The sequence below is a fragment of the Trinickia caryophylli genome, from assembly GCF_034424545.1.
Lineage (GTDB): Bacteria > Pseudomonadota > Gammaproteobacteria > Burkholderiales > Burkholderiaceae > Trinickia > Trinickia caryophylli.
The window spans coordinates 1,020,570-1,032,940 of the sequence record NZ_CP139970.1 but is presented as its reverse complement, the minus strand read 5'-3'; the positions used below and the strand labels follow the sequence as shown (position 1 = coordinate 1,032,940).

The 12,371-nt window shown below is 65.8% G+C and carries 13 protein-coding genes and 1 riboswitch; of the genes, 5 read left to right on the top strand and 8 right to left on the bottom strand.

Translation table 11 applies throughout. The annotated features are described in order from the left end of the window. Positions 1–13: 13 nt before the first annotated feature. On the bottom strand, positions 14–1,249 hold the full coding sequence (locus U0034_RS04670) for a branched-chain amino acid ABC transporter substrate-binding protein (RefSeq protein WP_085223886.1): 1,236 nt from the start codon (positions 1,247–1,249) through the stop codon (positions 14–16). Between the two features lie 276 nt (positions 1,250–1,525). Then, a riboswitch (Fluoride riboswitch) is annotated at positions 1,526–1,588 on the top strand. Positions 1,589–1,669: 81 nt separating this feature from the next. On the opposite strand from U0034_RS04670, the gene crcB reads away from it, so the two are divergent. After that, positions 1,670–2,056, top strand: a complete 387-nt coding sequence (crcB, locus tag U0034_RS04665) for a fluoride efflux transporter CrcB (protein WP_085223888.1) — start codon at positions 1,670–1,672, stop codon at positions 2,054–2,056. 75 nt (positions 2,057–2,131) lie between these two features. Then, positions 2,132–2,455 carry a DUF190 domain-containing protein gene (locus U0034_RS04660; RefSeq protein WP_085223890.1) on the top strand — a complete coding sequence of 108 codons (324 nt, stop codon included), beginning with the start codon at positions 2,132–2,134 and terminating at the stop codon, positions 2,453–2,455. A gap of 73 nt (positions 2,456–2,528) precedes the next feature. Here the strand turns inward: U0034_RS04660 and U0034_RS04655 are convergent, their stop codons facing one another. Further along, positions 2,529–3,092 carry a YggT family protein gene (locus tag U0034_RS04655; RefSeq protein WP_085224462.1) on the bottom strand — a complete coding sequence of 188 codons (564 nt, stop codon included), beginning with the start codon at positions 3,090–3,092 and terminating at the stop codon, positions 2,529–2,531. A gap of 67 nt (positions 3,093–3,159) precedes the next feature. Then, a complete protein-coding gene (locus U0034_RS04650; protein WP_085223892.1) occupies positions 3,160–4,107 on the bottom strand; it encodes a Rossmann-like and DUF2520 domain-containing protein in 948 nt (315 codons plus the stop codon). A 391-nt stretch (positions 4,108–4,498) separates the two neighbouring features. On the opposite strand from U0034_RS04650, the gene U0034_RS04645 reads away from it, so the two are divergent. Continuing rightward, positions 4,499–4,660 carry a hypothetical protein gene (locus tag U0034_RS04645; protein ID WP_170151684.1) on the top strand — a complete coding sequence of 54 codons (162 nt, stop codon included), beginning with the start codon at positions 4,499–4,501 and terminating at the stop codon, positions 4,658–4,660. A 285-nt stretch (positions 4,661–4,945) separates the two neighbouring features. Next, complete coding sequence (locus U0034_RS04640; protein ID WP_085223894.1) at positions 4,946–5,230, top strand: hypothetical protein; 285 nt, start codon at positions 4,946–4,948, stop codon at positions 5,228–5,230. A 148-nt stretch (positions 5,231–5,378) separates the two neighbouring features. Here the strand turns inward: U0034_RS04640 and U0034_RS04635 are convergent, their stop codons facing one another. Then, on the bottom strand, positions 5,379–6,440 hold the full coding sequence (locus U0034_RS04635; protein WP_085223896.1) for an asparaginase: 1,062 nt from the start codon (positions 6,438–6,440) through the stop codon (positions 5,379–5,381). A gap of 81 nt (positions 6,441–6,521) precedes the next feature. Then, positions 6,522–8,096, bottom strand: coding sequence for a UbiD family decarboxylase (locus U0034_RS04630; protein ID WP_085223899.1), 1,575 nt, complete (start codon positions 8,094–8,096; stop codon positions 6,522–6,524). Positions 8,097–8,760: 664 nt separating this feature from the next. On the opposite strand from U0034_RS04630, the gene U0034_RS04625 reads away from it, so the two are divergent. Beyond that, positions 8,761–9,897, top strand: a complete 1,137-nt coding sequence (locus U0034_RS04625) for a transglycosylase SLT domain-containing protein (protein ID WP_085223901.1) — start codon at positions 8,761–8,763, stop codon at positions 9,895–9,897. A 158-nt stretch (positions 9,898–10,055) separates the two neighbouring features. Here the strand turns inward: U0034_RS04625 and U0034_RS04620 are convergent, their stop codons facing one another. The 3 genes from U0034_RS04620 to ribH form a co-directional block, all read right to left on the bottom strand. After that, positions 10,056–11,249, bottom strand: coding sequence for a pyridoxal phosphate-dependent aminotransferase (locus U0034_RS04620; protein ID WP_085223903.1), 1,194 nt, complete (start codon positions 11,247–11,249; stop codon positions 10,056–10,058). 126 nt (positions 11,250–11,375) lie between these two features. Further along, on the bottom strand, positions 11,376–11,816 hold the full coding sequence (gene nusB / locus U0034_RS04615; protein WP_085223905.1) for a transcription antitermination factor NusB: 441 nt from the start codon (positions 11,814–11,816) through the stop codon (positions 11,376–11,378). Continuing rightward, positions 11,813–12,322, bottom strand: coding sequence for a 6,7-dimethyl-8-ribityllumazine synthase (gene ribH / locus U0034_RS04610; protein WP_085223907.1), 510 nt, complete (start codon positions 12,320–12,322; stop codon positions 11,813–11,815). The genes nusB and ribH overlap by 4 nt, the downstream gene beginning before the upstream one ends. Between the last annotated feature and the right edge of the window lie 49 nt (positions 12,323–12,371).

Below are 12,371 nucleotides of genomic sequence, written 5' to 3'. Positions count from 1 at the left end.
TAGTGGTCTGGCGTTATTTCGTCTTGATCCAGCGCCCTTTGGCGTTGAGGTTGGCGTAGGGTTCGAATTTGCCGTCGCGCACCGTCACGGCCATGAAAGCCGCGTTCGCTCTGTCGCCCTTTTGATCGAATGCGATTTCGCCCGTCGCCCCGCTGTAGCCTTTCAGCTTGTGCAGTGCTGCGGCAATATCTTCGCGCCGGTCCGACTTCGCATATTTGATTGCGGCCGCGATCACGCCAACGGCGTCGTATTCGTAGACCGAGTAGGGGCCCGGCGCACGTTGGTACGCCGCTTCATAGGCCTTCACGAAACGCCGGGCGTTCGGATTGTCGAGAAATTGCGGCAGCGGAGACGTCGTCACGATCATACCCTCCACGGCCTCGCCTCCCTTCTCGATCAACGAAGGGTCGGCCGTGCCGTTGCCCATGAAGTGGCGGATGGCAGGCGTCTTCTCCCGTCGGTTTTTAGCGAGCACGGCAGCCTCGGTGTAATAACCCGTGAAGTAGAGCACGTCGGGTTCCGGATCGGCCGCCGCTTTGACCACGGCGCGATAGTCGGACTGCCCCGGCGTCATCGCGGCGTCGTACACGACCGCGATGCCATTTTGCTTGAGGGCGGCGACGGTACTCTTGGCGAGGCCGTCGGAGTAGGTGGTCCCGTCATTGAGAACGGCCGCGCGCCGCGCGTGCAGCACGTCCTTCATGAATTGCGCGGCGAATACGCCCTGCGCATCGACACGTCCGATCGTGCGAAAGACATCGGTCCAACCGTGCTCGGTCAGTTGTGGGGACGTGGATGCGTCGAGCACGTATGGAATGTGCCAATCATGCAAGACGCGGGTTTCGGGCAGCGCGGCGCTCGAACAATAGCCGCCCGCGACTGCCGCCACACCCGCGGCAACGAGTTGCGTTGCGGCGTTCGCGCCCTGATCGGGGTTGCAGGCATCGTCTTGCTGCACGAGTTCGAGTTTCTTGCCGAGCACGCCACCGGCTGCATTGATCTGCGCCACGGCGAGCCTGGCGCCGTCGAGAATGTCGTTGCCTGCCTGCTGATAGCTGCCGGACAGCGGTACCGGCACGCCGATTTTAATCGTGTCCTGGGCTCGAGCGGCCCGAGGCGCGAATGCGAAAGGCAGCGCGATGCAGATGGCCGCCGCCACCCATGCGACGCCACGCGGGCAGGACGGCAACTCGTCCAATGCACGCAATGCGCTCAATGCGCGTGAAGAACGTTCGTTTTCGAACACCATCTTGCAACACCTTTTATACGTTGACCGGCGCGAGCGCCCATGTGGCCGCACGGATGCCCGTGTATTCGGGTTCCGGCGCGTTCGCAGCAAGCGGTCTGCGAGATTTACCGGCGTTGCTGTACGTCCGATATATCGGCCGGCGTCGCGCAAGAGTTAAGTCTTGTAGCGGTCGGCAGCCCTTCGTGCCGGGAATACCATGAGATGCGCGAGGTAGTTGCTTCGCGCCGCGCCAGCGCATAGAGTATCGCGTCGTCGCTCGGCAGATGGGCCGTTGGCCGTGCGACAGGAGATGGCATGCCTCCTCGAACCGCCCTCGTGGCTGATGATGCCTACCTTGTCCCGACCGGGACCGGTAGGCGCTCGCCCGCACGAAGCCCGCCGGCCCCGGTTCGATCTCCATAGACCTACCAGGATCGAATCTTGATTTTCACGCTACTGTCCATCTTTATCGGCGCGGGCCTGGGCGCTTTGTTGCGCTGGGTGCTGAGTCTCGGCCTGAATGCGCTTTTTCCGATGGTGCCGTTGGGCACGCTTGCATCCAATCTGATCGGTGCTTATCTGATCGGCATCGCTGTCGTTTATTTTTCGGCGCGAGCGGGGCTGCCGCCCGAATGGCGGCTGTTCGTCATTACGGGCTTCATGGGCGGGCTCACGACGTTTTCCACGTTCTCGGTAGAAGTCGTCACGCTTATCGCGCAAGGCCAGATCGCCTGGGCGCTTATCGAGGCGGGGCTCCATATGGCCGGCTCGTTCGCGTTGACGGGCCTCGGCATGTGGACCGCGCGGGGCTGGTTTTTTGCCGCATGACGATTGCGTCCACTGCGCACGCCGTCCTATGCTCGATAAAGGCGGCGAAGTGTCGTGGCCGAGAAGGGGGTGTCCATGGATGAATATGTGTTGCTGCGCTTTTATGTGCACGAGAGCCACAAGCTGCACTGGCGGCCGCTCTGGCAATGGCTGCTCGAGGAGGCCAACACCATGGGTATCGCCGGCGGTTCGGCGTTCCGCGCAATGGCCGGCTTCGGTGCCCACCGCGTCTTGCACGAAGATCGCTTTTTCGAACTGCAGGGCTCGCTGACCGTGGAAGTGGAATTCATCGTGACCGAGGCCGAGGCGCAAAAGCTCATCGACCGCGTTGGCGAGGAGAAGGTGCGGGCCGTCTATGCCGTGATCCCGGCGCGCTTCGGTGTGATCGGCGGCGGTTGAGGCAAGGCCGGCCGCGAGCAGGGAGCTGCGCCGCGGCCGGCGCTGAGCAGGCCGCGAGTCGGCCCACTGCGTGTCAGATGCCGAAGAAGGTCAACGATACGGCGAGACGCGTCACGATCCGCAGCAGCACTTCGACGATGACGAACAGCAGGATCGGCGAGATATCGAACCCGCCGAGGTTCGGCAGAATGCGACGTAGCGGATCGAGAAACGGCGCGGTCAACTGGTAAAGAATCGGCATGGCCGGCGAGCGCGGATTGAGCCACGACAGCAGCGCCATCAGGATCGTGAGCCAGACGAGCAGATTGAGCGCCCATTTCACGACGGTCAGCACCGAGACGATCGCGACCGACGGCGCGAGCGAGACTGGATCGGCGCCCCACAGCAGCAGCATCAGCACGACGTATACGAGCGCCGCGAGCACGGCTGCGACGAGGCTCGCCCAGTCGATCAACCGCGATGATTTGATGATGTGCCGTAGCGGCAGTACGAGCCAGTTCGTCGCTTGCATGACGGCGTTCGAAACCGGGTTGTAGGGCGGGATGCGAACCGCGAACATCCATGCGCGCAACAGCAGCGCGGCCCCGAAAAGCGTAAATACGGTATTCAGCAGAAAGCGGGCGATATCGCCGAACATCTTGGGTCCTTTCCTTCTTGAGTTATTCGCGGATGCGCCGGTGCCATAGTGGCCGGTCGTCACCATATCACGGCTTACTGGACGCTTGCACCTCGAACGTTCGCGCAGCGGGCAGTGCCCGTGCGAGCGTGGCCTCGACGGCGGCCGCCATGGCTTCGAGCGTAGCCGGCGGCGCTTCGCGGCTCCGGGCGAGTGCGATCGCGCGGCGGGTGAGCAGGGCGTAAAGCGCAGCGTGGTCGCCCCCGAGTGCCTCGAAGCGGGCCAGCTGTTTTTCGAGCAGGCCTGCGTCGCCCCGCGAGACCGGGCCGGCGAGTGCCCCGGCCAGGCCTTTTTCCCGCGCCGTTTCGATCGAACCCGCCAGCATCGGCAGCAGCGCGCGCAACGTGTCGGTTTCGTCCATGCCGAGCGCGCGCCAAAGAGCGACCGCTTCCGCAAGCGCACTGAGCGCGAAACTCGCGGCGTAATGCGCGGCGCCGTGGTACAGCATGCGTTCACCGGGCGCGATCGACAACGGGTGGCAGCCGATCGCGCGCGCCAATGCCTTCAGGGCTTCGCCGAGCTCGGGTGCCGCTTCGACCGCTATCGAGCAGCCCGCGATGCGCTCGACGTCGGCCGCCGTGCCGCCAAAGAGATAGAGCGGATGAAAGCCCCCGGTGAATGCACCCTGGGCGGCAGCGGCGCTCAATATGGCCACCTCGGTTGCCCCACTGCAGTGCACGAGTGCCTGGCGCCGGCCGCCGCGCGCCGCGGCGTCGAAATGCAATGTGTTCGCAACCGTACCGATGCTGTCATCGGGAACGGCTAAAAAGACGATGTCCGCCGTATCGACGACTTGTTGCGGATCGTCCACCGCCCTGCAGCCGTCGAGCGCCTCCGCAAGCGCATGCGCCGATGCCGGGGAGCGGCTCGACACGGACGTGACCGGGTAGCCGGCGCGGGAAAAACCGAGTGCGAGGCAGCGTGTGAGCCGGCCGGCGCCGATGAAGCCCAGCCTGGGTGCGAATGAGAATGGCATATTTGTTGTCGGATGCTTGTCGGGTGCGATGCGGCGGACGGAGCGGCTGCGGGCACGACGTGGGCCGGTCTGGGCCGCACCGCAAAAGTATCGCGCATTCGGCGCGCATACGGTGAGGCGTGCGCAAAGGGATGTCGGACATGCTTGTGACACGCGGTTCTGCAAGAGGGGTTCGTGCTGATGTTCGGCGATGCGGTAACGGAGTCGTATTGACCGAAAGAACGGCCGGATGACGGCGTTCCGAACGCGCGTGGCGCGGCCATGTGGATGGGATCCCTGCGAGCTCCGAAAGGGTGCGCGACGCCCGCGCGCGAGGCTGCGGGTGCGTGAATGAAGGTTTCCAGAGTGCGCGGTTTCGTTCCTGTGTCGCAGCCACGTGTAGGAGGTCACCATGAACGTTTTTTCCTATCGCAAGCATTTGAGGTTCTTGAGCCGGGCACAGCGCCGTCTCTGGTGGGATCAGAAAAAGCGACTGACGCCGCGCGTCAAGATCGGCGGTGCTTACGTGCCACCCAGCATCACGCGTGAATTCACCTACGTCAAAGTGGGCTGAAGCCCGATGGGCGGTGGGCGCGAGCCCGCAGCGGCCGCGCAAATTTGTAATCAAACATTACCGATCGGATGGTGCCGGCTGCCCGGATGCCGGTAAATTCGGGTGCGCCGCCCCCGTCGACATCCGCCAAGCGGGAAGCATCGAATGGAAGCGATTTTCGCGATTGCAATTTGCAACAAATGCACACGATTGGCGCAGCGCTTTTTCATTACATTGGAAACCGTAGCGTAGCGGACTGCGCCGTGTCACCGTCGACACAAGCGCCAACACCGCTAGGGGAAAGAAATGAAAAAGCTCGTCTCGTTGATGGCCGTGGCAGCGCTCGGCGCGGGGTTCGCCGCGACGGCGCAGGCAGAAGTGTCGATCGGGGTCGGTATCGGCGTGCCCGTTATGCCGGCGTATCCAGTGTATGCGCCCCCCCCGCCCCCCGTTTACTATGCGCCGCCGCCCGTCGTCTACAGCCCGCCGCCCGTCTACTACGGGCCGCCGCCCGGCGTTTATGTCGGGGGTGGTGGGTACTACGGGCGCCCTGGGTGGCACCATCACCGCCGCCCCTGGGGCTACTACTGATTCACCGCAAGCCGGCGGATAGCGCCGGCTTCGCGCCGCAATACGAAAACGGCGCAACGCAGGCTCGTCCCGCGTTGCGCCGTTTTCGTTTCAAGTCGCTTTCGTAACGACCTCGATGCCGTGCCGAAGCGTGTTGGCCGCGCTGACCTCAGCCGGCGTGCCGCTCGAGCGGGATCGTCACCTCGGTCCGGCCAACTGTCAGCCCGACGGTGTTCTTGATAACAGGCGCGCGCCAGGCGTCGAGCTCCGCGCGCTGTGCCGCCGTACCGATATCGAGCCGATGAAGCAGCTCGGCGACGATCGCCGTGAGGATCGCGCCGTTGCCGTCCTCCACTTTCACAGCGAGTCCGAGCGCACCCGTTACACCCTCTACACGATGCGCGCCGCCTCGTACGCCGAGCGCGTAGCTGGCCTCGGCCCCGACCTTGCCGACCACGGCGCCGCCGAGCGCGCGCATCAGCGCGGTGCAAAAGCGCCCCTTGCCGGCGACGAGATCGGGATGCCCCGTCATGGCGCGGGCAATCCGTGCGAGCGCCGCCTCGCGCGGCGATACGGGGGCGGGCAACGCGGCCGTGTGCGCGAGTTTGGCGAAGACGAGCGCGAGGCGATCTAGCGTGAAGGCTGGCGTCGGCAGGTTGCAGCCGTCGATGCTCCAACCGATTTCGCTGGCCGGCAGCTGCGCGAGTTCCGCTAGCGTGGCCTTCACGCGTTGCTGCAACGGATGCGTCTCTCGCTCGTAATCCGCGGTGCCGGCCGCGATCGCACGCGCGGCCGCGAGCATACCGGCATGCTTGCCGGAGCAATTGCTGCACACCGGTGTGGGGGAGAAGTCGCGCTTGATCCACGCGCGCTCGACTTCCTCCGAGATCGGTCGGTGCGGGCCGCAGCGCAAGTCGGCTTCGCTTGCCTGCGCTTTCGCGAGCATGGCGCGCACGCGCTCGATCTGCGCATCTTCGCTGTTGTGCGACGCACACATCAACGCGAGATCGGCATCGTCGAATCCAAAGCGCTCGAGCGCACCGGTCTCGACTACGGCCAGCGCCTGCACGGGCTTCACGGCGGAGCGCGGAAGCGTCCGCCGATGCGGGTTGCCGAACGCATAGGCAAGCCGGCCCGTGGCATCGACGAGCGCGACATGGGCGAAATGCGTGTTCTCGACGGCTTCACCGCGGTAGACGATCGCGGCGGGTGCGGCGGTGTGGTCGTTCATGGCGGCTCGAGAGGTAGGGGCTGAAGGGCCCGCTGGGCTGGACGGTGGCACGGGTACGGTGCGATTGGCCGGACAAGCGGCTCACAGTCCGAGGCCGAGCTGGGCGCAAAGCGTATCGATACGCGTCTTGACGGCCGGGTCCATCGCGATCGGTCGCCCCCATTCGCGTTCGGTTTCGCCGGGCCACTTGTTCGTGGCGTCGATACCCATCTTGGAGCCGAGGCCCGCGACGGGGGACGCGAAGTCGAGGTAATCGATCGGCGTACGCTCGACGAGCACGGTATCGCGCGCGGGATCGACACGTGTGGTGATCGCCCAGATGACTTCCTTCCAGTCGCGCACGTCGACGTCCTCGTCCACGACGACGATGAACTTCGTATACATGAACTGGCGCAGAAAGCTCCAGACGCCGAACATCACGCGCTTCGCGTGGCCCGCGTAGCTCTTCTTCATCTGCACGATCGCCATGCGATAGCTGCAGCCCTCGGGCGGCAGATAGAAGTCGGTGATTTCGGGGAACTGCTTCTGAAGCAGCGGCACGAAGACTTCGTTGAGCGCGACGCCGAGCATGGCCGGCTCATCGGGCGGCTTGCCGGTGTAGGTCGAGTGATAGATCGCGTCGCGACGCATCGTGATCCGCTCGACCGTGAAGACGGGGAACCACTCCTGCTCGTTGTAGTACCCGGTGTGATCGCCGTAAGGCCCTTCGAGCGCATGTTCGTAGGCAGACGCGGCGCCACGTGTGGGCCGGGGCGGAGAGCCGGGCGGCGCGGCGGCGGGCTGCCCCTGCTGCGGATGGATGAACCCCTCGAGAACGATTTCCGCGCGCGCCGGCACCTGCAGCGTATCGACGCCGGGCGTAAGGCACTTCGCGAGCTCTGTGCGGCCGCCGCGCAGCAGGCCGGCGAACTGGTACTCCGACAGCGTATCGGGCACTGGCGTCACGGCGCCGAGAATCGTCGCCGGGTCCGCGCCGAGCACGACGGCAACCGGGTAGGGCTGGCCAGGGTGCTTCAGCGCGAATTCGCGGAAATCGAGCGCGCCGCCGCGATGGGCGAGCCAGCGCATGATGAGCTTGTTGCGGCCGATGAGCTGCTGACGGTAGATGCCCAGATTCTGCCGCGTTTTCGCCGGTCCGCGCGTGACCGTGAGACCCCAGGTGACGAGCGGCGCGGCATCGCCGGGCCAGCACGTCTGGATCGGCAGGCGGGCAAGGTCTACGTCGTTTCCTTCGAGCACGATCTCCTGGCACGGCGGCGCGCTGACCGTCTTCGGCGCCATGTCCCACACCGCCTTGGCGAGCGAGAAGAGCTTGCCGGCATCCTTGAAGCCCCTCGGCGGCTCCGGCTCCTTGAGCGCGGAGAGCAGCCGGCCCACGTCGCGTAGCGATTCGAGCGCGGCACCGTCGCTTGCGGCGAGGGTATCGTCGATGCCCATGCCGAGCGCGATGCGCCGGGGCGTGCCGAACAGGTTGGCGAGCACGGGGGTGCTGTGGCCGACCGGCGATTCGAACAGCAGGGCGGGACCCCCTTTGCGGAGGACCCGGTCGCAAAGCTCGGTCATCTCGAGGACCGGGGAAACGGGCTGGCCGATGCGGCGCAGCTCTCCGGCAGCCTCGAGGCGGCCGATGAAATCACGCAAGTCTTTGTATTTCATGAGGTTGGCGTTCGAGCGGCCGCATGGGCGGCGCGGTTCGGCCGCGCGAAATCAGCGGTGCGGCAGCGGCCGGATGGCTCCGGATTGTACCGCGGCGGGGCCGAATCGCTCTTCCGGAACCGTTTCGCCAATGCGCCCGAAACGCGCGTGGGCCGTAGTTTTCGGCCGTTTCGGGGCGTTCTTTAATTACATTTTGTTATGTTTTGTGAGTTTTATAGCATTGACGATCTATAAAACCCTGCTAGAATCCGTCCGCAATGGCTGCAGTGCCATGTGTTTTGAGTTCAACGCCCCCCGGTTCCTGACGCACCGCGTCGCGGCCGTTCACCGTCCAGCGCGGTCGTTACGGCCTGATTTGTTGTTTGCCCTTGTCGGCACGTCCAGTTGCCGGCGTTTTTTTGTGTGAGCGCTATCGCGTGCGTGCCCAGGGCATGCCGCCCGTCGTTTGCTCCGATGTGGCGCTCCACACGGTCGGTTGCCGTAACCAACGGTACCTTGCCGCATACCGGCGTCGATCGAGGTTTGCGCTGCGCGCTTACCGCGGTCCTCTCCGCATCCCGGCGTCGCCGCGGTCCCAACCAAGGCCCGCGACGCCTTGGCTTTCGCGACACGCGCCCGAGGCGCGGCTTCTACGTCGCGACGCCATGTTCAATGGGAGAACCGAATGAATACTTGGTTGTCGTGGCGCTTCGATGCCCGCTTCGTCCCCGCCTTGCGGGCGGCGTTGCGCCGTGGGACGCGTGTTAGTCACCATCTGTTCAGCGTCGTCGGCGCGCTTGCCGTGACCGTCGCGCTTGCGCTCTGGCTGCTGCCTGCCGTGCGCGGCACGCTGGCGGCGCGGCTGATGCCGATGCTGACGGCCGCCATCGAGGCGGGCCCGGCCCGGCTGCTGTCCGGCCATCCGCTGCCGGCATTCGGCCCGGCCCGTCCGGCGCAGGCCGACGAACCGGCGCGCGCCGGGGACGCTGGGCTCGAGGCCGTGCGCAACGATGGTGCATTCGACGGCGCCTTCGACGGCAGTGGCGCGAGCGGCCTCGTTCCGCCTGCGAGTCCCGCGCTGTTGCTCGACGCACGCACGTCCGTCATGCCCGAGTTCGTCGCCAAGATGATTTCGTCGCAGCCCGTGTCCGCGGATGCGCGCGACGACCGTGTCCTCGTCTCGGCCCGCGAGCAGGCGCTGGTCACGTCGTATCTCTCGCGTCGCTATCACGTGGCGCAGGAGCCTGTGGCGCAACTGGTGAAGGCCGCGTTTGAGACGGGCCGCCAGGTCGGCCTCGATCCGCTGCTGCTGCTGGCCGTCATGGCGATCGAGTCGGGTTTCAATCCGTATGCGGAAAGCGGCGTGGGTGCGCGCGGGCTCATGCAGGTCATGGCCAAAGTGCATTCCGACAAGTTCCAATACTTCGGCGGCCAGACGGCGGCGCTCCAGCCGCTCGCCAATATCACCGTGGGCGCGCTCGTGCTGAAAGACTGCATCGCGCGCGGAGGCTCGCTCGCGGAGGGGCTGCGCTTTTATGTCGGATCGACGTCGCCCGACGACGGGGGCTATGGCGCCAAGGTGATGGCGGAGCGCGGCCGCCTGCGCGACGTTGCGCGTGGCCGGTCGGTGCCGATCAATGCGCCGCAGGCGCCCCAGGGTCGTCCGGTCGTGGCATCAACCAAGCGCGTGCAGGTGGCGATGACGAGCGGTCACGGCACGCTTGTGACGAAGGCGGCCGCGCCGGCAGCTTCGGCATCGGGCAACGATGAGAACAACGGCGCGAGCGCCGCGCATGGCGGTGGTGCCGAGTTGGGCGCCTGAACCGAACCGGCCGCGTGCGAATCGAATCGTTTCGAATCGAAGCGAATCAAATCGAGTACGGTCGCGCAGTAGCTAAAAAGGGCACCCGGAGGTGCCCTTTTTCGTTGGTCTTGCGTCATGGCGCGCGATAGGCTGCCGATCCGTTTGCCGCGCCTCGATTAGCGGGAGAGCAACCGGCCGAGACGGCCCATTGCTTCCTCGATCGAGGGCAGCGCCGTTGCATACGAAATTCGCACGTGCTGGCGCGGCTCGTACGTACCGAAATCGAGCCCGGGTACGATGGCCACGCCGGCATCGTGCAACATCGCCCGGGTGAGGGCTGCGCTGTCGCTTGCGGCGGGATGCGGCAAGCCGCGGCAATCGGCATAGACGTAGAAGGCGCCGTCAGGCACCACCGGCACCGAGAACCCGAGCGCTTCGAGGGCTGGCACGAGATAGTCGCGGCGGCGCTTGAACTCGAGGCGTCGGGCCTCGTAGATGGCGATCGTTTCGGGCGCGAAGCAGGCCAGCGCGGCATGCTGGGCCAGTGCCGATGCGCAGATGAAGAGGTTTTGGGCCAGCTTTTCGAAGGCACCGATCATCGCTGGCGGCACGACGAGCCAGCCGAGCCGCCAGCCCGTCATGTTGAAGTACTTCGAAAAACTGTTGACGGTTACCACGTCGTCGCCGAACGACAGCGCCGATACCGGGCGGGCATCGTACGAGAGCCCCTGATAGATCTCGTCGACGATGGTGAAGCCGCCGCGTGCACGAACCGCCTGGACGATGCGTTCGAGTTCGGCCGGCTCGATCGAAGTGCCGGTCGGGTTCGACGGAGAGGCGAGCAGCACGCCGCGTGTGCGCGGGCCCCAGAGCCGCCCGATGTCGGCGGCGGCGAGCTGAAAGCGCGTTTGCGGCCCGCTCGGCACGAGGATGGGCTTGCCTTCCATGGCGGCCACGAAGTGCCGGTTGCACGGATAGCAGGGATCGGGCATCAGCACTTCGTCGTCGCGATCGACGAGTGCGGCGCAAGCGAGCAGCAGCGCTGCCGATGCACCCGCCGTCACGACGATGCGCGCGGGATCGATCTGGAGCCCATAAGCCCGTGCGTAGTAGTGAGCGATCGCTTCGCGCAGCGGGCCGATGCCCAGGGCGCTCGTGTACTGCGTGACGCCGCGCCGCAGCGCCTCGGCAGCCGCTTCGACCACGGGCGCCGGCGCCGTGAAGTCAGGCTCGCCGATGCTCATGTGGATGATGTCGCGTCCCGCGCGTTCCAGCGCGGCGGCCTCCTTGGCCAACTCCATCACATAGAAAGGAGCGATCGCATCGACGCGCGATGCGAGCTTCACGAGCGGTTCTCCAGCGGCGTTCATGCTCAGGGTATCGAGATAGGGAAGGCCGGTTGACCGGCACCGGGGTTGGCGGACCGCAATCGAGAGCGATCCGCGCAGGCGCGTGGCAATCGCCGCGCGGGCCGGCGCCTGGCGGCCCGGGGGGGGCTAGCGGGGGCCGCCGCGGGCTGCCTGCGCCTCCGTGGTGCGCAGCGTGAGAGCAAGCTTGTCGAGCACGCCGTTGACGTACTTGTAGCCGTCGGCCCCGCCGAACGTCTTGGCGAGCTCGACCGCTTCGTTGATCACGACGCGATACGGGATGTCGAGGTGGCACTTGAACTCGTAGGCCGCAACGAGCAGCACCGCGCGCTCGACGGGCGAGAGCTGGTCGATCGGCCGGTCGAGACACGGCGTGAGATCGGCCGAGAGCGCCTGTTCGTCGCGAATGACACCGTGCAACAGGGCGTCGAGGTGTGCCTTGTCGGCCTTGTCGTAGCCGAGCGCGCCGCGCAGCTGCGCATCGATTTCACCGGCGGGCGCGCCCGACAGCAGCCACTGATACAGCCCCTGCGTGGCCAATTCGCGGGAGCGTCTGCGGGCGCTCTTCATGCCTCGTCCTCTTCTTCCTCGTCTTCGTCTTCGTCATCGCCGCCCAACTGCTCGAGCGCGACCGACAGGTTCGCCATTTCCACGGCAACCCGCGCCGCATCGCGGCCCTTTTCGGTCATACGGGCGACCGCCTGCTCGTCCGTGTCGGTCGTGAGCACGCCGTTGGCCACGGGAATACCGAAATCGAGCGCAATGCGCGAGACACCCGCGCCGCTTTCGTTCGAGACGAGCTCGAAGTGGTACGTTTCGCCGCGAACGACCGCGCCGAGCGCGATGAGCGCATCGAACTGGCCGCTTTCGGCGAGCTTTTGCAGCGCCAGCGGAATTTCGAGCGCGCCGGGCACCGTGACGAGCAGCACGTCTTCGCCGACGACGCCGAGGCGTTCGAGTTCTTCGATGCAGGCATCGGCGAGGCCGTTGCAGACGGGCTCGTTGAAGCGCGATTGGACGATGCCGACACGCAGGCCGTCGCCGTCGAGATTCGGTTGGTATTGTCCGATTTCCATGGGGCTAATCCATTCAAAAGGGGGAAGGGGACGTGTCGCGGCGGGCGCG